This is a genomic window from Pseudomonas sp. H2_A10, from assembly GCF_054680085.1.
The window spans coordinates 2,103,910-2,124,156 of record NZ_CP162821.1; the positions used below are offsets into that span (position 1 = coordinate 2,103,910).

A 20,247-nucleotide genomic window follows, 5' to 3' on the forward strand; every position below is an offset into this window, starting at 1 on the left:
AGCTCATTGGCGGGGTGCTGGGATCTGGTCCAGCAGCTGCTTGAGCACCTGGTCGACCTCCAGCCCATCGATGTCCAGTTCTGGTGCAATGCGTACCCGATGGCGCAGTACCGCCAAAGCGCAGCCCTTGATGTCATCCGGGGTGACGAACTCGCCGCCGCGTAACAATGCCCGGGCGCGGGCGCCGCGCACCAGTGCAATGGACGCACGTGGGCCGGCACCTATGGCCAGCCCTGGCCAACTGCGGGTGGCCCGCGCCAGGCGCACGGCATAGTCGAGCACTTGTTCATCCAGGGCCAGTTCACTGGCGATTTGCTGCAATTGCAGCACGTCCGAGGCTTGCAGCACGGTGCGCAACGGTTGCACATCCAGCATGTCGGCCCGTGACGAGCGCGTCACTTCACGCACCATCTCCAGCTCTTGCTGTGCATCGGGATAGTCCATGCGCACCTTGAGCATGAAACGGTCCAGTTCTGCTTCCGGCAGGGGGTAGGTGCCTTCCTGTTCGATGGGGTTTTGCGTGGCCAACACCATAAACGGCTGCTCGATGGGCAGCGCCTCGCCTTCGAGGGTCACCTGCCGCTCCTGCATGGCTTCGAGCAAGGCTGCCTGGGTCTTGACCGGGGCTCGGTTGATTTCATCGGCCAGCAACAGGTGGGTGAACACCGGCCCCTTGCGCAACTTGAATTGCTCGGTGTGCAGGTCGTACACGGCGTGGCCGGTGACATCGCTGGGCATCAGGTCCGGGGTGAATTGGATCCGCGCGAAGTCACCCTCAAAGCATCGCGCCAGGGCACGTACAAGCAGAGTCTTGCCCAGCCCTGGGACGCCTTCGAGCAATACATGGCCGCCGGCGATCAGTGCGGTGAGCACGTCGTCGATCACCTGCTCCTGGCCAATCACTGCTTTGCGCAGTTCAACGCGCAGAGCCTGGGCCTGCCGGCTGGCGCGTTGCAGGGTTTCGGTCGTCAGGGTGTTGGCGCTGGTAAATTCGCTCATAGGGCGTTCCTGAGGGTTTGCAGGCATGCCACCCGCCGGCTGAAATCGGCGCTGGAAAGCCGTTTTGCCGGGAGTGGGCCAAGGGCCTGGCTGATGACATGAGGGGGTTGGCGCGTCAGGTGTTCAAGTACTCGCCATTGTTCGGTGTTGTCGAGGTGCTCAAAGCCAGGATGGCGGCGCCGGGCGGCACGCTGGATATCGCGCTGCAACGCGTGCAATAGCGAACCCTGGCTGCTGCGGCGCAGCAGGAAGTCGGCGCTGGCCTTCAAGTGTTCCTGCAACTGCCGGCGAGCCTTGGGAGCGGGTGCCTGGATCGGGCCTTGGCGCATACCTGCCTGCCAGAGCGCCAGGGCGACCAGCGCAATGAGCGCGACCGCGGCCTGGGGGAAATAACGCAGCAGCAGGGTCAGCAGGTTGTCCACGTCACTGTTGAACAAGAAAGTCACCGCCGTACCCTGGTTCAGGTACCACAGCAGCCAGGCGTTGTCGTGTTTGCCGATATCGGTGGTTTTCCACAGGTCGCTGTCGGTAATCACGGTCACACGGCCTTGCCCGAGGTCTCGTTGCATCAGGTGACTTGACCTGGCGCTATTGGCTGAAAACTGGGCAAGGTGCTTGGGGTCGGTGAGGTTGAAGTCGGTGTCGAAGCTGAAGTACGCCGGGGCGGTTTCATTGTCGACATAGAGTTTGGTCAGGTCCGGCGCTTTCTTTTTGCGGGGTGGGGTGGGCTCAGCCGGCTCCTCACTCAGGGCCTGGTGGATATGCAGGCTATCGAGTAATAAGTCACCGCTTTTGCCGGTTTCTTCATCCCATAGCGCCTCGGCGACCAGGAGCAGATGGCCGCCGGATTTGGCCCAGTCGAGCAGTTGCCCGGCCTGGCGTGGCGACATATTGCTACGTTCGCCCAGCAACAACAGGCTGTTGCCCTTGGCGGGCAGGGTGGCCAGGCGATCAAGGCTATTGACATGCTCCACCGTCAGGCCTTGCTTGCGCAAAAAGTGTTCGGCCGCCAGGTAAGGGTTGGCCAGCACTTGTGGGGCAGGGCCGCGATCCACGACTTCGTCATAGGGCGTCGCGTTGCTCCAGGCGTAAAGGCCACCCGCTCCGATCAGGCATATCAATAACAGCCCAACCCACACCAATAGCCGGCTCATTGATGACCCCCGTAACTGAACAGGGCGCGCCAATCACTGCATAATTTTTGCTGGGTTGAGGCAGAGGGAAGGTGATGACCGTAGGCAAGGTTTTGCCAGTGTCGGGTCAACTCGTCGCTGAAGGCCAGCAGTTGCGGTTGCTGTAATTGTTGAACGCGTGCCAGCACCTGGCCTTCGGTATCGGCGCTCTTAAGCGGCAGGTTGAAGTCATGCAGTAACCGGCTCAGCAGGCCGCGATACAGAAGGCCAAGTGCTTCCCTCGGTTGAGTGGGCCACAGTTGCTCGGCGGTGCTGGCGATATCGACGGGCAAGGTGTCGGTGCCCAGCTCCAGGCCGAACAATTGCGTGGGGAGCGGTGGGGTTGCTTTGGCGCTGGGTGGCCCGCGTCGGCTGACAAATGTTTGCAGCCAGTCGCGATAGCGCCAGACCAGCAGGGCCAGGCCACCTGCCAGCAGACTCCATAACAGCACCTCCAGGCCTTGGGCAATGTGCTTGAAAGCATTGCTGTTGAGGTTGCCCAGTAGCGTTTGCAGCCATCCCGGCAGTTTACTGTCGGCGTGTGTCTTGTTTTTTGCGGCGGGCTTTTCTTCGCCAAAGCGATAGCGGGTCACGGTTTCCGGGTTTTTGAAGGGGGGCTTTTCCAGCATCGACTTGATGGATCGGCGCGCGTCCTGGGTACTCAGCGGCTTGGCTTCGCCTGCCATGACAGGAGGGTTGAAGGGCAACAGTGTCAGCCCGATCACCAGCAATAACAGCGTGGCCACATGACTCAGGCGTTGGCGCAAGCGGCGGAACACCAGCTCCAGGTCCCACGCCTCCAATACGGTGCGACGATTGAGATAAAGGCTGAAACCACACGCGACGTAAATGGGCTCCCAGAACACTAGGATCAACGCGTAGAAAGCGTTGCCCAGATGCTCCAGCCACAGTCCTTCGGTGGTGGTCGCCAGTGCCAGGCGCTGCCAATCCCAATCCAGTTCAAGTTGCTGCGGAATGAACAGGTAGAACAGCGCCATGCAGCCGAACCACAGTCCGATTTCCAGGTGTACGCCAACCGTGGTCAACCACCTCGCGGCACCGGCGTTGCGTTGTTGCAGCACGCCCAGGCGTTTTTGCCTTGCCTGGCCGTCCAGGCCTTCAAGTTGACTGACCGGCATCACAAAGCTGCGGCTGAGGCTGAGTCGGCGCCAGGTCAGGCTGACCAAGAGTTGACCCTTGAGCAGGCGGGGCCACTGGCGCACGGCCTGCTTGAGGCTGGGCGTTTCTCCGAACAAGGCCTTGGACAGGATATAGAGCGGCAAGCGGTCGAAGGCCGGTTTGAACCACCAGAACAGGAACATGGCGGTGGAGGGGTATTTCCACAGCAGCGCGCTTAGCACGGCGAATACCGGCAAGCTCACCAGCGCCCAGCTACCCATTAGCAACCGGCGATGTTCCCTGGCCATTAGTACACCGAGGTCCATGGCTTCCCAGGCCGTGCGCGGTCGAATCACCACGCTGGAGTCACTCAGGCGCATGGCGAGCCCTCCCGGCAAAAGTCAGGTAAGCGATTACCAGCAGCCAGAGTGCAGCCCCAACCAGGTATTTGACCCAGGGGGCGATCTGGGTAGTGGACGACCAGTAGGCTTCGATGAACGCGGCGATCAGCAAGAACATCATCACACCGCAAAGCAATTGCACGCTTTTGCGTGCCGCGAGCCGCAAGGATTCCCCGCGGGTCAACTGCCCTGGGGCGATCAGCGCCCAGCCCAACTGCAAGCCTGCCGCACCGGCGAGGGCGATGGCCGTCAACTCAAAGGCACCATGGCCGATGACGAATGACCAGAAGGTCTGGCCGTAGCCGATCTCGGTCAAGTGCCCGGAAATCGCGCCGATGATCAGCCCGTTGAAAATCAGGAAAAATACGCTGCCCAGGCCAAACAGCAAACCGGCGGCAAACGTCTGGAAGGCGATACCGATGTTATGCATCACGTAGTAGCCGAACATCATCCAGTCTTCGCTCGATGCCCGTTCGGCGGCGCGCCCCAGGCGGCTGGCTTCAGGGTTATACATACTTTGCATCTCGGCCACTTGTTGCGCGCTGACAATGCTGTAGATCAGGTCAGGAAACAGGTAGACCAGCAGTGCAATACCCAACAGGCTGGTAAAGAACAGCAGGCTGGCGATCAATACGAAGCGCCACTGCTCGCGCACCAGTCGCGGGAAGTCCGCCAGGACGAAGCTCAGCACGTTGCTCGCCAATTGGCTGCGATGACGGTACAGCTGTTGATGGCCGCGTAACGCCAATTGTTGCAAAGGATCCACCAGGTAACTGCTGTAGCCGCGCTCCTGAGCCAAGGCCAACTGCTGGCACAGACGCCGGTATTGATGGGGGAAATCGGCTACATCAGCGGCCTTGGCCTTGCCTTGTTCCAACTGCGTCAGTCGTTCGGCAAAGGCGTGCCATTGGGGCTGGTAGCGGCTTTCGAACATGCTTTGCTTCATGTCGGCCCCAACAGGCCGCGGGCCACGCCATTGAGTTGCTCGGCGGCGCGCGCCGGGGATACTTGCAAAGGCGTCGCGAGGATAGCGGCCAGTTCATGCACGCGTTCAGCAGAGAGTTCACCCTGGCGTTCGGCGAAGCCGAGGATCGCCCGTTGCTCACTCAGTTCCAGCGCAAACGGCAAGCGCAGGGCCGCAGCTTGCGGGACCCGAGGCCGCGCCAGGGGCAGTTCGCGGTAGACCACCAGCGTGCCGGCGGCCAAGTCGCCAAGGCGTTTGAAATTAGGATGCTGCAGGCAGCTGATAGCGCCAAGAAAGTAGCCGAAAGGCAACATGTCGACAAACCGCAGCAGGTTGCGAATGAGCGACGCCGACCAGCCGATGGGGGTGCCGTCGTCCTGTACGACGCGCAGGCCCATGACTTGTTTACCGGGTGAGCAGCCTTGGTTGAGCACTTCGAACAGCACCATGTACCACCAGCTCGCCACGAACAGCAGCAGTGAGCCCAGGCCGATTCCAATATTGCCGAGCAGCGCCAGCGGCACCAGAAGCACACCCATGACCACGCCGCGCGCACCAAGGTCGAAGGCGAAGGCCAACGCCCTGGGCACCAGGCCGGCGGGGCGCAGCGGGAGGTCGATACCCTCAGGGGTTTCGATCTGGTAGCGGGTGTCCAACGGGGTTGATGGCATCGCGATCCTTGGCAGTGCGGAGCGTTTGGAGACACGGATGCTAGCAGTGTCGGCGATGGAAGCAACTCTCCAAGATTTTACTGGGTGTTTGTACAGTGCATTTGGTGCTGGCCCCGAGTGCTGTTCAGCGCCTAGACTTTGCCGATCTTCAGCACAGGAATAGCCCGTGACCTCGATTTTCTGGTACGACTACGAAACCACCGGCATCAACCCGCGCAACGATCGCCCATTGCAGGTGGCGGGAATCCGTACCGATTTCGAGCTCAACGAGGTCGGCCCGCCGGTCAACCTTTATTGCCGGCCCAGCGACGATATCCTGCCCCATCCCGCCGCCTGTGCGATCACCGGCATCACCCCCGGAATACTGGCGGAAAAAGGCCTGGCCGAAGCCGATTTCATGACGCGGGTGCATGCGCAGCTGGCCGCGCCGGGTACCTGTGGCGCCGGCTACAACACGTTGCGCTTTGACGATGAAATGACCCGCTACAGCCTGTATCGCAATTTTTTCGACCCTTACGCGCGGGAATGGCAGGGCGGTAACAGCCGTTGGGACTTGATCGACGTGGTTCGCACCGCCTACGCCCTGCGACCGGAAGGTATCGAGTGGCCGCTGGAGGGCGGGCGCGTGACGCTCAAGCTTGAGCGCTTGACCGCCGCCAACGGTATCGACCATGGCCAGGCCCACGATGCGTTGTCCGATGTGCGCGCCACGATTGCGCTGGCGCGGTTGGTTCGCCAGAAGCAGCCCAAGCTTTATGACTGGCTGTTTCAACTGCGCAGCAAGCAGCGCGTGATGGATCAGGTGCGCTTGCTGCAACCCATGGTGCATATCTCCGGGCGGTTTTCCGCCGAGCGTCATTATCTGGGCGTTGTGCTGCCGTTGGCTTGGCACCCACGCAATCGCAATGCGTTGATTGTCTGCGACCTCGGGCTCGACCCTCAGGCGCTGCTGAACGAGGATGCCGACACGCTGCGCCAGCGCCTGTACACCCGCCGTGATGAGCTTGCCGAAGGTGAACTGCCGGTGCCGCTCAAGTTGGTACATATCAATCGTTGCCCGGTGGTTGCGCCCTTGAGCGTGTTGCGCGCCGAAGACCGTGCACGTTTGCAATTGGACATGGACGTTTATCAGGCGCGGGCGCTGCGGCTAACTGAAGCACAGGCACTTTGGTGCGATAAGTTGGCGGCCATTTATGCCACGGAAGATTTTGCCTCGAGTGCAGACCCGGAACAGCAGCTTTACGACGGTTTTATCGGTGATCGCGACCGACGCTTATGTGAACAAGTCCGCATGGCCGAACCCGCGCAATTGGCGCTCCAGCAGTGGCCTTTTGATGATCATCGTTTACCGGAATTATTGTTTCGCTATCGGGCACGCAACTTCCCCGATACGTTGAACAATGAGGAGCAACAACGCTGGAAACTTTTCTGTCAGCAGCGCTTGTCAAATCCTGAATGGGGCGCGCCGAATACCCTTGAGGCATTTAAGCTGGCCAGGCAGGAGTTGGCCGTTAATGCGACTCCGTTTCAGCAGCAGGTGTTGGCACTTTGGCAGGAATATGCTGATTCTTTAGCGGCCCGCGTGGCGCGGTAATCAGCGTTGTAACAAAATAGACGGGCATTAAAAAACGCCAGCAAGCTGGCGTTTTTTATGTGTTGCGTATCAGGTGCAGGCCTGTCGAAGCTTAGCCCAGCAGGGTAGCCCAGCCTTCAACGACGTCGCCGCCCCACTTGGCTTTCCACTCTTTCAGCGTTTTGTGGTTGCCACCTTTGGTTTCAATCACTTCGCCGTTGTGCGGGTTTTTGTATTGCTTGACCTTACGGGCACGTTTGGTGCCGGTAGTTTTCACGGCGCCGCGAGGTGCTTTAACTTTCGACTCTGGATCCAGCAGCGCGATGATGTCACGCAGGGATTTGGAGTATTCACCCATGAGGGTGCGCAGTTTGCCTTCGAATTCCAGCTCGGTTTTCAGTTTGTCGTCTTGGGACAGGTTCTTCAATCGGGCTTGCAGCTCTTTGATAGCTTCTTCGGTGGCACGGTATTCGTTGATCAGAGACATGTGGACTACCTTATGTAGAGCGCTGATTGACAGGGACAGTGGCCAATAATAGTCAGGCAGTTTGCCCAAGTAAACATTTAAGCGTGCATTTATGTGAATTACTTTGATTGTTTTTAGCGAATCTATGCAATCGAGTTAATTATAGGGCGCAGCGCTTAAGCCAATACCCCAGGTATTCAGGGTAACGCCCGCGGGTAACGCAATAGATTCATATATGAGGGATAAAACCCTGGGCTATTGAGGGGTATGACGCGGCATCGCGGTCAGAATAGGCGATAACGAATACTGCAGTTTTTCTGCGCAAACGCTAGAATGGCGGCCTTTGCGAAGTCCTGGAGTTCCCCCCTAATGCGCACTTTTCGGCTGGTGATTGCTTGCCCGGACCGGGTTGGCATCGTTGCCAAAGTCAGTAACTTTCTGGCCTCCCACAACGGCTGGATCACCGAGGCGAGCCATCACTCGGACAACCTCAGCGGTTGGTTTTTCATGCGTCACGAGATCCGTGCCGACACGCTGCCCTTTGGTCTTGAGGCTTTTCGCGAGGCATTCGCGCCAATCGCCGAAGAGTTTTCGATGACCTGGCGCATCACCGACACCGAGCAGAAAAAGCGCGTGGTGTTGATGGCCAGTCGCGAATCCCATTGCCTGGCCGACTTGCTTCACCGTTGGCACAGCGATGAGCTGGACTGCGAAATCGCCTGTGTAATTTCCAACCATGACGACCTGCGCAGCATGGTCGAATGGCATGGCATCCCGTACTACCACGTGCCGGTCAACCCGCAGGACAAGGAGCCGGCGTTCACCGAGGTTTCCCGCCTGGTCAAGCAACATGAAGCCGACGTGGTGGTACTGGCGCGCTATATGCAAATCCTGCCGCCGCAGCTGTGCCGCGAATATGCCGGCAAGGTGATCAACATTCATCACAGCTTCTTGCCGTCGTTTGTCGGCGCCAAGCCTTACCACCAAGCTTCCCTGCGGGGCGTGAAGTTGATTGGCGCAACCTGCCACTACGTCACCGAAGAGTTGGACGCCGGTCCGATCATCGAGCAGGACGTGGTGCGCGTCAGTCATAGCGACAGCATTGAAGACATGGTGCGTTTCGGCCGCGATGTCGAGAAAATGGTCTTGGCGCGTGGCTTGCGATATCACTTGGAAGACCGAGTGCTGGTGCACGGCAACAAGACTGTGGTGTTCTGATTTATACGTGTTGATTGAAGAAAGGGCCTGGGCGTTTAATCGCTTCAGGCCTTTTTTGTTGTTAGCTGACCGTCAGGACAACGCCATGAACGATCCGCTCGATAAAGCCACGTCCAGGGCGCCCGCCACACTCGGTGAGGGGTGCCTGAGTCGTTATGATCCGGATGCGCTGGACGCCGAGGATGGCACGGATTTCCCGGACGCTGCGCAGTTGTGGAAGCAGTTGCAGGCGTTGGATGAAGCGCCTGCCGCACCTGAAGAGGACGCTTGAGCCGCCCTGGCACAAGGCTCGGTTCATGATCGGGTAGCGAGCCAGGCGGCTTTGGTCATTGGGATGCGTCCCGCGTTCAGCATGCGCTGCAAGGTCTCAAGCCAATAGCGACGGGAAAACTCGTGGCGCATGTCCACCGGGTGCAGGCCCAGGCGGATGACTTGGGCTGTCTTCCAACGGTGCTCGCAGCAATCACTGAGGGCTTTGGACAGGTGCCGGCGCCAGGCGCTGCGGGCACTCCACACCAGGCCGGGGGCGTCGATACGCGTGAAGTCGGGAAGCCGGTACAGGTGCTGCGGGTCGCTGGTGTAGCTCAGCGGTAATTGGCGCAATGCCTGGCGGGTGCCTTGGCTCATCAACCAAGCGGGCGCGACGAAACCCGACAATGGCCAGTCGTTGCGTTGGAATACTGCTATGCCCTCATGAAGTCGATTCAGGGCCTGGACATATGACAGGCGATAAAACTCACCCTCGTGGGTATACACGCGGCGCATGAGCCAGTCTTTGGGCGTGCGCGGTGCCGGTTGGTCATCGCAGTGGTAGTAGCCGTGCAACGCCAGTTCATCACCCCTGGCGACGCGGCTGTCGAGCAGGCGTCGGAACTCAGCGTGATCGTGCAAGGCATCGCGATGGTGAAAGTCCGGCACCACCAGCCACGTGATAGGCACCGCGCCGAGTGCGTCCACGGCCTCGACAAAGGGACGATAGTCCGCCCAATTGTGCGGCGCGACATCGTGCAGCACCAGTAACACGGCGGTTTCAGCCATGACAAAGCATCGTGTCGTGGCTGCCCAGTACGGCATGGTAATGCCCGAGCAGGCTGTCGACCACGCTGTCCCATGCGTAATGCTGTTCCACATAACGCCGAGCCTGGGCTCCCAGGCGCCGGCTGTCGGTGTTGAACAACTCGCGTACGGCGTCGGCCATCGCCTGTGGGTGGTTGGGCCTGCATAACAGACCGCAGCGTTCATTGACGATCTCATTGAATGCGCCGGCTGCCACGGCGACCACGGGGGTGCCGCAGGCCATGGCTTCGAGGATGACCAGGCCAAAGGTTTCCTGGTCGCCAGCATGCAGCAAGGCGTCGGCGCTGGCCATCAGACGGGCAACGTAAGGGGCCGGGCGAAACCCGTCGATGACGGTGACGTTGCCCGGCACGCTGACCGGCATGCCGGAGCCCACCAGCAATAAATGGTAACCGTTGCCCAGGCGTTTCATGCAGCGCAGCAGGACCGGCAGGTTTTTCTCCTTGGAGCCGCGCCCGGCAAAGATCAGCAGGCGGGTGTCCTGGTCGATCCCCAGTTCGGCGCGCAAGCCCGGGTCGCCGGCCTGCGGAGTAAAGGTCTGCAGGTCCACCCCCAGGGGCTGGACGAAGACATTCTTCACCCCCAGGCCTATGAGTTTGTCGGCCATCACCTGGCTTGGCGCCAGTACCCGGTCAAAATTCCCGTAGAGTTTTCTGACATAGGCTTCAACATTGGGTGTAAACCACGGCCCCATGCGGTTGCTCACCAGCAGCGGTAAGTCGGAGTGGTAAAAACCGATGACCGGCACATCCAGCTGGCGCCGAGCATCCGGTGCGGCCCACGCAGTGGGTAGGGGTCTCCTACCTCGATCAGATCGGGCTGTAAATCGCGCAGGACATTTCGCCAAGGAGCCAGGCGCACCGGGAATCGATAGCCCTTGCCGAAGGGCAGGGCGGGCGCCGGCACTTTGAACACGCCATCGCGTTCGCTCAAGTGCGCGCCGGGTATTAAAAGGCTGTGGCGAATGCCGGGTTTGAGGGCCAGGCGGCGGTGCTTGGCATCCAGATAAGTGCGTACGCCGCCGCTGGCTGGGGCGTAGAACATGGTTATGTCAGCGATATGCACGATGAACATCCCTCCGATCCATTGCTCTCCTAAACGTGGACCTGAGCTAAGGATAGATGTTCGGTTGGTGTTCATCGTGCAGGCGTCGGTCCGGCGCCTGGGTGGCTCAGATGCGGAAACTGCCCACCAGCTGTTTCAGCCGCGCAGCCTGCTGTTCCAGATCGGCACAGGCACGCAATGTCGATTGCAGGTTTTCCACGCCTTCCTGATTGAGGGTGTTGATTTCCGTGATGTCCATGTTGATCGATTCCACCACCGAGGTTTGCTCCTCGGTGGCGGTGGCCACTGACTGGTTCATACCGTCGATCTCGCCAATGCGCAGGGTCACGCTATTGAGGCGTTCACCGGCGAGGTTGGCGATTTCCACACTGTCATGGCTGTGACGCTGGCTCTGGCTCATGGTGGTCACCGATTCCCGGGCGCCGACTTGCAGCTCTTCGATCATGGTTTGTACCTGTTGTGCCGATTCCTGCGTGCGATGGGCCAGGTTGCGCACCTCGTCGGCCACCACCGCAAACCCACGGCCCGCTTCACCGGCCCGTGCCGCCTCGATGGCAGCGTTCAGCGCCAGCAGGTTGGTTTGCTGAGAGATACTGGTGATTACCTCGAGAATCTGGCCGATATTCACGGTCTTGCTGTTAAGTGCTTCGATATTGCTGCTGGAGGCGCTGATCATCTCGGACAGTTGGGTCATCGCCTTGATGTTGCGATCGACCACCTGTTGGCCGTCCTCAGCCAAGTGGCGGGCATCGCTGGCCTGGTTTGAAGCCTGCGCGGCGTTGCGCGCGATTTCCTGGGCGGCAGCCCCCAGCTGATTGATCGCGGCGGCCACGCTGTTGGTTCGGTTGGCCTGCTCGTCGGAGTTGACCATCGACGAGTTGGAGGCGCTTACCACCCGCAGGGCCACTTCATTGACGTGCTCGGTGGCCGAGGACACTTCGCGGATCGATGTGTGAATGCGCTCTACGAAGCTGTTGAAGGCATTTGCCAAGGTGCCGAACTCATCGTGGTTCTGGATGGCCAGGCGGCGCGTCAGGTCACCTTCGCCGTCGGCGATGTCCTGCATGGCGCGGGTCATGACGTGCAGCGGTTGCAGCAGTACGCGGATCAGCATGCCCAGCAGGGCGATGATGATCACCACGGCGATCACGGTGGCAATCACGGCAGAGGTGCGGAATTTGCTGAGCATCGCGTAGGCTTCGTCTTTATCCACCGATACTCCCAGATACCAGTTCACCGACGGCAAACCTTTGATCGGTGTGAAGGTGACGATGTTGACCTTACCGTTGCTCTCGACTTCGCTGAAGTTGCCGCTGATTGCCGGCGTGTGGCTGGGGTAGACATCGGCGAGGGTCTTCATCACCAGGTTTTTGTCGGGGTGTACCAGCACCTTGCCGTCGGCGCTGACCAGGAACGCATAGCCCATTCCGCCGAAGTTCAGCGCGCCGATGTTGTCCACCAGTGTCTGCAGGCTCAGGTCGCCGCCGACCACGCCGACAGCCTGGCCGCCCTTGGTGCTGGGGGTCGCGATGGAAATAATCAACTTGCCGGTGGCGGCATCGATATAGGGCTCGGTCAGGGTCGAGCCGTTGCTGCTCTGCGCCCCTTTGTACCAAGGGCGAACGCGCGGATCAAAGCCGTCCGGCATTTTGGTGTCGGGGCGGATGGTGAACGCGCCCTGGCTGTCACCCACGTAGGTGGCCATGAACGACGAGGTCAGGGTTTTCTGGTCCAGCAGGCTCGCGACGACGCTGGGCTCAGGGTTGATGGCGATGTTCTGTGCGGCGTTTTCCACCAGCGCAATACGCCCGCTCAGCCAGGTCTGAATGCTGCTGGCGGTGACGTCACCCATCTCATGCAGATAGCTGTTGAGGTCCTCGCGTATGGCATTGCGCTGCAGGTAATCGTTATAGAGGGTAAACAACGCGAAGGCGGCGATGACAATAAGGGAGGCTGCAAGCAGGATCTTATGGCTGAAACGCAGATTTTTATTCATGGCTTGAAGGGTCCGCTAAGGTCATAAATATCCAACGCGCGTCCTTGTGGAACACGCTGGAGGGTAGCGTCAAAAAAAGTTTGATATTTCCGTTGTTCCCTGTAGGAACTATCTGAGCGTTTTTTAGACTTTGTGGGTCTCACATCTGTCTTATCGACCTGGCGACACTAAAGATTAACCATGGGTGACGAAATGCCTGACTCCACGCAACTCCTTATAGGTGCCGGCCTTGATGGCCAGCCCATCGCCCAGGCCATGCGCCTGGCCAATCGTCACGGGTTGATTGCCGGCGCCACGGGTACGGGCAAGACGGTCACGCTGCAACGCCTGGCCGAAGCCTTCAGTGATGCGGGCGTGGCGGTGTTTGCCGCGGATATCAAAGGTGACCTCTGCGGCCTGGGCGCCGCGGCTTTTCCACAGGGCAAGGTGGCCGAGCGTATCGCCGGCATGCCTTTCCTGAATTACACGGCTCAGGAGTATCCCGTCACGTTGTGGGATATCCACGGGCAGTCCGGTCATCCGTTGCGCACCACCATCAGCGAAATGGGCCCGTTGTTGCTCGGCAGCTTGCTGGAGCTGACGGACAGCCAGCAGTCGGCCCTCTATGCGGCGTTCAAAGTGGCGGATCGCGAAGGCTTGCTGCTGCTGGACCTCAAGGACCTCAAGGCACTGCTCAACCATCTGCGCTATCACCCGGAGTTATTGGGTGACGATGCCGCGCTGATGACCACCGGCTCCAGCCAGGCACTGTTGCGGCGCCTGGCGGTGCTGGAACAGCAGGGCGCGGAGGCGTTGTTCGGCGAGCCGGCCCTGCAGCTGGAAGATATCCTGCAGCCGACCAGTGATGGGCGCGGGCGTATCCACCTGCTGGATGCCAGCCGCCTGGTGCACGAGGCGCCGAAGGTGTACGCGACGTTCCTGCTGTGGCTGTTGGCCGAATTGTTCGAGCAACTGCCCGAGCGTGGCGATGCGGATAAACCGCTGCTGGCGCTGTTTTTCGATGAGGCGCATTTGTTGTTCGCCGACACCCCCAAGGCCTTGCAAGAGCGCCTGGAGCAGGTGGTGCGCTTGATTCGTTCCAAAGGGGTGGGCGTGTATTTCGTGACTCAATCGCCTGGCGACCTGCCGGACACGGTGCTGGCTCAACTCGGCTTGCGCATCCAGCACGGCCTGCGCGCATTCACCACTAAAGAGCAGAAATCCCTGCGCGCGGTGGCAGACGGTTTCCGGCCCAACCCGGCATTTGATGCCTTGTCGGTGCTTACCGAGCTGGGCACCGGTGAGGCGTTGGTGGGCACCTTGCAGGAAAAGGGCACGCCGGAGGTGGTCCAACGGGTACTGGTAGCGCCGCCGCAATCGCGTATCGGGCCGCTCAGCGAGGCCGAACGCACGGCACTGATTGCCCGTTCACCCCTGCAAGGGCGCTATGACAAACCGATCGACCGGGAGTCCGCTTATGAAGTGCTGATGGCACGCAAGGACTTGAGCCCTGCCGAAGACGCTGTGCCAGCTGCCGAGGAGCCGAGCTTTACCGACAAGGCCGGTGCGTTTCTGGGAACGGCAGCGGGTAAGGCGCTCAAATCAGCGATGCAACAGGCGGCCAATCAGATGGGGCGGCAATTGGTGCGCGGCTTGTTGGGGTCTTTGCTGGGCGGCGGCAAGCGCAAGTAACGGTTCAGGGCTTGGGCTTGCCGTGGGCGGCCAGCCGCTCAAGCGCGGCGCGCAAGCCCGGGTCGCTGATCCCGTCGGCCGTGGCCTGAATGGTCTCGGCCGCACTTTCCGACAGGTCCATGGTGTGCCCCGCCGCGCCTTGCTGAACGGTCGGCGGTTGCACCTTGAACTGGATGCGCGTCAGGCTGGCGAACTCTTCAAAGGCCATTAATTGACGCTGCAGGCGTTTTTGCTGATAGCGCAAGCGGGTCGCCCAATGGCCATCTGTGACAATCAGCAGCAGGTTGCCTTCACGCCAGGACGCCACATGGCAATGTTCACGTGCGGCCGGTTGCAACTGGCTTTCGAGCAGGCGCTGCAAATGGCCCAAGCGTTGCGCATGGCCAAAGATGGCTTTCAACGGCTTGGCTTCGCGAAGCAACACGCTGGGCGCGCGGGCTGTAAGAGGGCGAAATGCCATGATTGGACACCTTAGGTAACAGAGCGGCCATCTTAGCAGAAAGCGCCTGCACGCCTTCCAGGCAAAGCGTCGACGCGGTTTTTTGCGTGAAATCAATAGGTGACTTCTGCGCGGCATGGGTTGAAGTTCCGACAAAAGCCCTTATTTTAAACAAGCCCTCTCACAGCGCCGTGCCCGCATCGGGGAACAACGCCACTTTCCTCACCCACGATTCCGGGTAGAATGCGCGTTCGCATGCGGCCGTGAGGGCTGCTCGGGCCACTCACGGTGCGCCCTCCATCCCTATGTGTGGAAGAACCTGCCGATATGTTTGCGCCTTTGTTAAAGAAACTTTTTGGAAGCAAGAATGAGCGCGAAGTCAAACGCATGCTCAAGACGGTGCAGCTGGTCAATGCCTTCGAAGAGCAGATGGTTGCCCTGTCGGACGAGCAATTGCGCGCCAAGACCCAAGAGTTCAAGGCCCGCATAGCCAAAGGTGAAACCCTCGACAAACTGCTGCCCGAAGCGTTCGCGGTTGCCCGTGAAGCCGGTAAGCGTGTCATGGGCATGCGCCACTTCGACGTGCAGTTGATCGGCGGCATGACCTTGCATGAAGGCATGATTGCCGAAATGCGTACAGGTGAAGGCAAGACCCTGGTAGCAACCCTGGGTGTTTATCTCAACGCATTGTCCGGCAAGGGCGTGCACGTTGTGACGGTGAACGACTACCTGGCTCGCCGGGACGCCAACTGGATGCGCCCGCTGTATGAATTCCTCGGCCTGACCGTCGGCGTCGTGACGCCGTTCCAGCCGCCGGAAGAGAAGCGCGCCGCCTACGCCGCCGACATCACCTACGGTACCAACAACGAATTCGGTTTCGACTACCTGCGCGACAACATGGCGTTCAGCATGGAAGAAAAATTCCAGCGCGAACTCAACTTTGCCGTGATCGACGAAGTCGACTCCATCCTCATCGACGAAGCTCGTACCCCGCTGATCATCTCCGACCAGGCCGAAGACAGCTCGCGCCTGTACACCGAGATCAACAAGTTGATCCCGCGCCTTGAGCAGCACATCGAGGAAGTGGAAGGCGTGGTGACCAAAGAAGGTCACTTCACCATCGACGAGAAGACCCGCCAGGTCGAACTTAACGAAGCCGGCCACCAGTATGTCGAAGACATGCTGACCCAGATCGGTTTGCTGGCTGAAGGCGAAAGCCTGTACTCGGCGCACAACCTGGGCCTGCTGACCCATGTGTATGCCGGCCTGCGTGCCCACAAGCTGTTCCATCGCAACGTCGAATACATCGTGCAAGATGGCCAGGTGGTACTGGTCGACGAACACACCGGCCGTACCATGCCGGGTCGCCGTCTGTCCGAAGGCCTGCACCAGGCCATCGAAGCCAAGGAAATGCTCAACATCCAGGCCGAAAGCCAGACGTTGGCGTCCACCACCTTCCAGAACTACTTCCGTTTGTACAACAAGCTGTCCGGCATGACCGGTACGGCCGACACCGAAGCGTTCGAGTTCCACCAGATCTACGGTCTGTCGGTAGTGGTCATCCCGCCGAACAAGCCGCTGGCGCGTAAAGATTTCAACGACCTGGTGTTCCTGACCGCCGAAGAGAAATACGCGGCGATCATCAACGACATCAAGGATGGCATGGCCCAGGGGCGCCCGATCCTGGTGGGTACCGCCACCATCGAGACTTCCGAGCACGTGTCCAACCTGCTCAACAAGGAAGGCATCGAGCACAAGGTCCTCAACGCCAAGTTCCACGAAAAAGAAGCCGAGATCATTGCCCAGGCCGGTCGCCCAGGCGCATTGACCATCGCCACCAACATGGCCGGTCGTGGTACCGACATCCTGTTGGGTGGCAACTGGGAAGTGGAAGTGGCCTCCCTGGACAACCCGACCCCCGAGCAGATCGCCCAGATCAAGGCCGATTGGCAGAAGCGTCACCAGGCCGTGCTGGAGTCCGGCGGCCTGCAGGTGATCGCCTCCGAGCGTCACGAATCGCGTCGTATCGACAACCAGTTGCGTGGTCGTGCCGGTCGTCAGGGTGACGCCGGTTCCAGCCGCTTCTACCTGTCCCTGGAAGACAGCCTGATGCGCATTTTCGCCTCGGACCGGGTGAAAAACTTCATGAAGGCCCTGGGCATGCAGTCCGGTGAAGCGATCGAGCACCGCATGGTGACCAACGCCATCGAGAAGGCCCAGCGCAAGGTTGAAGGCCGCAACTTCGACATCCGTAAGCAACTGCTCGAGTTCGATGACGTCAACAACGAACAGCGTAAAGTGATCTATCACATGCGTAATACGTTGCTGGCCGCCGACAACATTGGCGAGACCATCGCCGATTTCCGCCAGGACGTGCTCAACGCCACCGTCAGCGCGCACATTCCGCCACAGTCCCTGCCTGAACAGTGGGATGTCGCCGGCCTGGAAGCGGCATTGAAGAGCGACTTCGGTGTCGACTTGCCGGTTCAGCAATGGCTGGACGAAGACGACCACCTGTACGAAGAAACCCTGCGCGAAAAACTGATGGCCGAGTTGCTGGCTGCGTACAACGAGAAAGAAGAGCAGGCGAGTGCCGAAGCGCTGCGCACCTTCGAGAAACAAATCGTACTGCGCGTGCTGGACGACCTGTGGAAAGACCACCTGTCGACCATGGACCACCTGCGTCACGGTATCCACCTGCGTGGCTACGCCCAGAAGAACCCCAAGCAGGAATACAAGCGCGAGTCGTTCACGCTGTTCTCCGAGTTGCTGGATTCGATCAAGCGCGATTCGATTCGCGTGCTGTCCCACGTTCAGGTGCGTCGCGAAGACCCTATCGAAGAGGAAGCTCGCCTGCGCCAGGAAGCCGAGGCACTGGCGGCGCGCATGCAGTTCCAGCACGACGAAGCACCGAGTCTGGACGCACCTGAGGTGCTGGGCGAGGAGGTCGATGTGGCCCTGGCCCAGACACCGGTGCGCAACGAGCAGAAGCTGGGCCGCAACGAGCTGTGCTATTGCGGCTCGGGCAAGAAATTCAAACACTGCCACGGCCAGATCGAATAAGATTTTCGCCTGACGCTGCAACACTCCGCGCCGCGACCGGCCTCTGCCGTCGCGGCGTTTTGCCATTAATTTCACCGTCGATCATGGCGGCACAGACATCACCTAATTTTAAGGAGCGCATTCATGGCTGTTGGTCTTGGTCCTTTGCCCACATTGCACCCGGTTTCCGGTTTTGAACTGGGTATCGCTTCGGCCGGCATTAAACGTGCGGGGCGCAAGGATGTGGTGGTGATGCGCTGTGCCGAAGGCTCGACCGTCGCCGGTGTGTTCACCCTCAATGCGTTTTGCGCCGCACCGGTGATCCTGGCCAAGCAACGTGTTGCAGGCTCCATTCGTTACCTGCTGACCAACACCGGCAATGCCAACGCCGGTACCGGCGAGCCTGGCCTGGTGGCTGCCGCGCGCACATGCGCCAAGCTGGCTCAACTGGCCGGCGTGGATGCCAGCCAAGTGCTGCCTTACTCCACCGGCGTCATCGGCGAACCGCTGCCGGTCGAGAAAATCGAAGGCGCCCTGCAAGCCGCACTGGATGACCTGTCTGTGGATAACTGGGCCGCCGCCGCGACTGGCATCATGACCACCGACACCCTGCCAAAAGGCGCGAGCCGCCAGTTCGTGCATGACGGTCAGACCGTCACCGTCACCGGCATCAGCAAAGGCGCGGGCATGATCCGTCCGAACATGGCCACCATGCTCGGCTACATTGCCACCGACGCCAAAGTCTCTCGCGATGTGTTGCACAGCCTGATCCTGGACGGTGCCAACAAGTCGTTCAACCGCATCACCATTGATGGCGATACTTCGACCAATGACTGCTGCATGCTGATCGCCACCGGCCAGGCCAGCCTGCCGGAAATCACCGAGGCCAGCGGCCCGCTGTTCGCGGCCCTCAAGCAGGCGGTGTTCGAAGTGTGCATGGACGTGGCCCAGGCCATCGTGCGTGACGGTGAGGGGGCGACCAAGTTCGTCACGGTCGAAGTCAACGGCGGCGGCAATCACCAGGAATGCCTGGATGTCGGCTACACCGTGGCCCACTCGCCACTGATCAAGACTGCGCTGTTCGCTTCCGACCCGAACTGGGGCCGCATCCTCGCCGCTGTTGGCCGTGCCGGTGTGCCGGACCTGGATGTGAGCAAGATCGATGTGTTCCTCGGTGACGTGTGCATCGCCAGCCGTGGCGCCCGCGCCGAGAGCTACACCGAAGCCCAGGGCTCGGCGGTGATGCAGCAGGAAGAAATCACCATCCGTATCGAGTTGGGCCGTGGCGATTGCAGCGAAACCATCTGGACCACCGACCTGTCCCACGAGTACGTGAAGATCAACGCGGAATACCGTACCTGAAGCCTGGAGGATGAGCGCGGTGAAACGAGTGCATGTAGCAGCAGCGGTGATCCGCGGTGTCGATGGCAGGATCCTGCTGGCGCGCCGCGCCGATACTCAGCATCAAGGCGGCCTCTGGGAGTTTCCCGGCGGCAAGGTGGAGGCGGATGAATCGGTCGCCGCCGCCTTGTCCCGCGAGTTGCAGGAAGAGTTGGGCATCCAGGTCACCACGGCGCGGCCGCTGATCAAGGTGCAACACGACTACCCGGACAAACAGGTATTACTGGATGTCTGGGAAGTTTCGGCGTTTACCGGCGAACCGCATGGCGCCGAGGGTCAACCCTTGGAGTGGGTGGCGCCTCGGGATTTGCTCAACTATGAATTCCCGGCCGCTAACGCGCCGATCGTTGCCGCCGCGCGCTTGCCCGCCGATTACCTGATCACTCCTGGCGAACTGGAAACCCCGACACTGTTGCGTGGGATTCAGAAGGCTGTGGCTGGCGGCATCAAGCTGGTTCAACTGCGCGCGCCCAACGGCTACGACCCCAAATACCGCGACCTGGCGGTGGATGCGGTGGGCCTGTGCGCGGGCAAGGCACAATTGATGCTCAAGGGGCCGTTTGAATGGCTGGGGGATTTTCCTGCGGCCGGCTGGCACATGACCTCGGCCCAGCTGCGTAAATACGCGAGCAAAGGCCGACCGTTGCCGAAGGACCGCTGGCTCGCGGCGTCGTGCCACAACGCTGAAGAACTCGCATTGGCGCAATTGATGGACGTGGATTTTGTCACGCTGTCGCCGGTGCAACCGACCCAGACCCACCCTGACGCGCAGCCGTTGGGCTGGGAGCAGGCGATGGAGTTGATCCGTGGGTTCAGCAAGCCGGTGTTTTTGCTGGGTGGTGTTGGGCCGGCTGAACGAGAGAAGGCTTGGGAGGCTGGGGCGCAGGGTGTGGCAGGTATCAGGGCGTTCTGGCCGCAGGAGTGATGGTGTTCTGACGGGCCTCATCGGGAGCAAGCCCCCTCCCACATTTGA

16 protein-coding genes and 2 pseudogenes are annotated in these 20,247 nt (G+C 60.4%); 7 read left to right on the plus strand and 11 right to left on the minus strand.

Annotation, left to right across the window (positions count from 1 at the left end):
• Nucleotides 1-3: 3 nt before the first annotated feature.
• From AB4O23_RS09670 to AB4O23_RS09690, 5 genes are read right to left on the minus strand one after another with little or no spacing between them, the layout of a single operon-like run.
• Nucleotides 4-999 carry an AAA family ATPase gene (locus AB4O23_RS09670; RefSeq protein ID WP_460150455.1) on the minus strand — a complete coding sequence of 332 codons (996 nt, stop codon included), beginning with the start codon at nt 997-999 and terminating at the stop codon, nt 4-6.
• Nucleotides 996-2,153 carry a DUF4350 domain-containing protein gene (locus AB4O23_RS09675; RefSeq protein ID WP_065876978.1) on the minus strand — a complete coding sequence of 386 codons (1,158 nt, stop codon included), beginning with the start codon at nt 2,151-2,153 and terminating at the stop codon, nt 996-998. Before AB4O23_RS09675 ends, AB4O23_RS09670 begins: the two co-directional genes overlap by 4 nt.
• Nucleotides 2,150-3,670, minus strand: coding sequence for a DUF4129 domain-containing protein (locus AB4O23_RS09680; protein WP_460150457.1), 1,521 nt, complete (start codon nt 3,668-3,670; stop codon nt 2,150-2,152). The genes AB4O23_RS09675 and AB4O23_RS09680 overlap by 4 nt, the downstream gene beginning before the upstream one ends.
• Nucleotides 3,657-4,637 carry a stage II sporulation protein M gene (locus AB4O23_RS09685; protein ID WP_135196474.1) on the minus strand — a complete coding sequence of 327 codons (981 nt, stop codon included), beginning with the start codon at nt 4,635-4,637 and terminating at the stop codon, nt 3,657-3,659. Before AB4O23_RS09685 ends, AB4O23_RS09680 begins: the two co-directional genes overlap by 14 nt.
• A complete protein-coding gene (locus AB4O23_RS09690; protein WP_017529238.1) occupies nt 4,634-5,326 on the minus strand; it encodes an RDD family protein in 693 nt (230 codons plus the stop codon). Before AB4O23_RS09690 ends, AB4O23_RS09685 begins: the two co-directional genes overlap by 4 nt.
• Before the next feature lie 166 nt (nt 5,327-5,492).
• Between AB4O23_RS09690 and sbcB the strand changes: the two genes are divergently transcribed.
• The gene (gene sbcB, locus AB4O23_RS09695; RefSeq protein ID WP_368949326.1) at nt 5,493-6,920 is read left to right on the plus strand and encodes an exodeoxyribonuclease I; all 1,428 of its coding nucleotides are present in this window, start codon (nt 5,493-5,495) and stop codon (nt 6,918-6,920) included.
• A gap of 91 nt (nt 6,921-7,011) precedes the next feature.
• Here sbcB and mvaT read toward each other — a convergent pair whose 3' ends face one another.
• Nucleotides 7,012-7,386 carry a histone-like nucleoid-structuring protein MvaT gene (mvaT, locus tag AB4O23_RS09700; protein ID WP_003175830.1) on the minus strand — a complete coding sequence of 125 codons (375 nt, stop codon included), beginning with the start codon at nt 7,384-7,386 and terminating at the stop codon, nt 7,012-7,014.
• A gap of 348 nt (nt 7,387-7,734) precedes the next feature.
• Between mvaT and purU the strand changes: the two genes are divergently transcribed.
• Nucleotides 7,735-8,583, plus strand: coding sequence for a formyltetrahydrofolate deformylase (gene purU, locus AB4O23_RS09705; RefSeq protein WP_017529236.1), 849 nt, complete (start codon nt 7,735-7,737; stop codon nt 8,581-8,583).
• A gap of 85 nt (nt 8,584-8,668) precedes the next feature.
• Nucleotides 8,669-8,854, plus strand: a complete 186-nt coding sequence (locus tag AB4O23_RS09710; RefSeq protein WP_017529235.1) for a hypothetical protein — start codon at nt 8,669-8,671, stop codon at nt 8,852-8,854.
• Nucleotides 8,855-8,877: 23 nt separating this feature from the next.
• Here AB4O23_RS09710 and AB4O23_RS09715 read toward each other — a convergent pair whose 3' ends face one another.
• The 4 genes and pseudogenes from AB4O23_RS09715 to AB4O23_RS09730 form a co-directional block, all read right to left on the minus strand.
• The gene (locus AB4O23_RS09715; protein ID WP_460062989.1) at nt 8,878-9,621 is read right to left on the minus strand and encodes a DUF2334 domain-containing protein; all 744 of its coding nucleotides are present in this window, start codon (nt 9,619-9,621) and stop codon (nt 8,878-8,880) included.
• Nucleotides 9,614-10,734 (minus strand): annotated as a pseudogene (locus AB4O23_RS09720) (glycosyltransferase family 4 protein). The gene AB4O23_RS09715 and the pseudogene AB4O23_RS09720 overlap by 8 nt, the downstream one beginning before the upstream one ends.
• A 97-nt stretch (nt 10,735-10,831) precedes the next feature.
• Complete coding sequence (locus AB4O23_RS09725) at nt 10,832-11,596, minus strand: methyl-accepting chemotaxis protein (RefSeq protein WP_370737723.1); 765 nt, start codon at nt 11,594-11,596, stop codon at nt 10,832-10,834.
• A 141-nt stretch (nt 11,597-11,737) separates the two neighbouring features.
• Nucleotides 11,738-12,721: pseudogene (locus AB4O23_RS09730) on the minus strand (PDC sensor domain-containing protein); the annotation flags it as partial.
• Nucleotides 12,722-12,913: 192 nt separating this feature from the next.
• On the opposite strand from AB4O23_RS09730, the gene AB4O23_RS09735 reads away from it, so the two are divergent.
• On the plus strand, nt 12,914-14,392 hold the full coding sequence (locus tag AB4O23_RS09735) for a helicase HerA-like domain-containing protein (RefSeq protein WP_460150529.1): 1,479 nt from the start codon (nt 12,914-12,916) through the stop codon (nt 14,390-14,392).
• A 4-nt stretch (nt 14,393-14,396) separates the two neighbouring features.
• On the opposite strand, the gene AB4O23_RS09740 is transcribed toward AB4O23_RS09735, so the two are convergent.
• The gene (locus tag AB4O23_RS09740; RefSeq protein WP_017529230.1) at nt 14,397-14,852 is read right to left on the minus strand and encodes a DUF721 domain-containing protein; all 456 of its coding nucleotides are present in this window, start codon (nt 14,850-14,852) and stop codon (nt 14,397-14,399) included.
• A 306-nt stretch (nt 14,853-15,158) separates the two neighbouring features.
• On the opposite strand from AB4O23_RS09740, the gene secA reads away from it, so the two are divergent.
• The 3 genes from secA (at nt 15,159) to AB4O23_RS09755 (ending at nt 20,199) form a co-directional block, all read left to right on the plus strand.
• Nucleotides 15,159-17,894 (plus strand): preprotein translocase subunit SecA, encoded by a 2,736-nt coding sequence (gene secA / locus AB4O23_RS09745; RefSeq protein ID WP_460150459.1) that lies wholly within the window; start codon nt 15,159-15,161, stop codon nt 17,892-17,894.
• 123 nt (nt 17,895-18,017) lie between these two features.
• Complete coding sequence (gene argJ, locus AB4O23_RS09750) at nt 18,018-19,235, plus strand: bifunctional glutamate N-acetyltransferase/amino-acid acetyltransferase ArgJ (protein WP_460150460.1); 1,218 nt, start codon at nt 18,018-18,020, stop codon at nt 19,233-19,235.
• Nucleotides 19,236-19,254: 19 nt separating this feature from the next.
• Complete coding sequence (locus AB4O23_RS09755) at nt 19,255-20,199, plus strand: Nudix family hydrolase (RefSeq protein WP_065876987.1); 945 nt, start codon at nt 19,255-19,257, stop codon at nt 20,197-20,199.
• Nucleotides 20,200-20,247 lie beyond the last annotated feature (48 nt).

What these genes read in the sequence shown, in the direction of transcription:
- AB4O23_RS09685 (WP_135196474.1), bottom strand. Translation starts at nt 4,637, where the DNA reads ATGAAGCAAAGCATGTTCGAAAGCCGCTACCAGCCCCAATGGCACGCC.
- mvaT (WP_003175830.1), bottom strand. Translation starts at nt 7,386, where the DNA reads ATGTCTCTGATCAACGAATACCGTGCCACCGAAGAAGCTATCAAAGAG.
- AB4O23_RS09675 (WP_065876978.1), bottom strand. Translation starts at nt 2,153, where the DNA reads ATGAGCCGGCTATTGGTGTGGGTTGGGCTGTTATTGATATGCCTGATC.
- AB4O23_RS09735 (WP_460150529.1), top strand. Translation starts at nt 12,914, where the DNA reads ATGCCTGACTCCACGCAACTCCTTATAGGTGCCGGCCTTGATGGCCAG.
- secA (WP_460150459.1), top strand. Translation starts at nt 15,159, where the DNA reads ATGTTTGCGCCTTTGTTAAAGAAACTTTTTGGAAGCAAGAATGAGCGC.
- AB4O23_RS09670 (WP_460150455.1), bottom strand. Translation starts at nt 999, where the DNA reads ATGAGCGAATTTACCAGCGCCAACACCCTGACGACCGAAACCCTGCAA.
- AB4O23_RS09715 (WP_460062989.1), bottom strand. Translation starts at nt 9,621, where the DNA reads ATGGCTGAAACCGCCGTGTTACTGGTGCTGCACGATGTCGCGCCGCAC.
- AB4O23_RS09740 (WP_017529230.1), bottom strand. Translation starts at nt 14,852, where the DNA reads ATGGCATTTCGCCCTCTTACAGCCCGCGCGCCCAGCGTGTTGCTTCGC.
- AB4O23_RS09710 (WP_017529235.1), top strand. Translation starts at nt 8,669, where the DNA reads ATGAACGATCCGCTCGATAAAGCCACGTCCAGGGCGCCCGCCACACTC.
- AB4O23_RS09725 (WP_370737723.1), bottom strand. Translation starts at nt 11,596, where the DNA reads ATGGTCAACTCCGACGAGCAGGCCAACCGAACCAACAGCGTGGCCGCC.
- AB4O23_RS09690 (WP_017529238.1), bottom strand. Translation starts at nt 5,326, where the DNA reads ATGCCATCAACCCCGTTGGACACCCGCTACCAGATCGAAACCCCTGAG.
- argJ (WP_460150460.1), top strand. Translation starts at nt 18,018, where the DNA reads ATGGCTGTTGGTCTTGGTCCTTTGCCCACATTGCACCCGGTTTCCGGT.
- AB4O23_RS09680 (WP_460150457.1), bottom strand. Translation starts at nt 3,670, where the DNA reads ATGCGCCTGAGTGACTCCAGCGTGGTGATTCGACCGCGCACGGCCTGG.
- purU (WP_017529236.1), top strand. Translation starts at nt 7,735, where the DNA reads ATGCGCACTTTTCGGCTGGTGATTGCTTGCCCGGACCGGGTTGGCATC.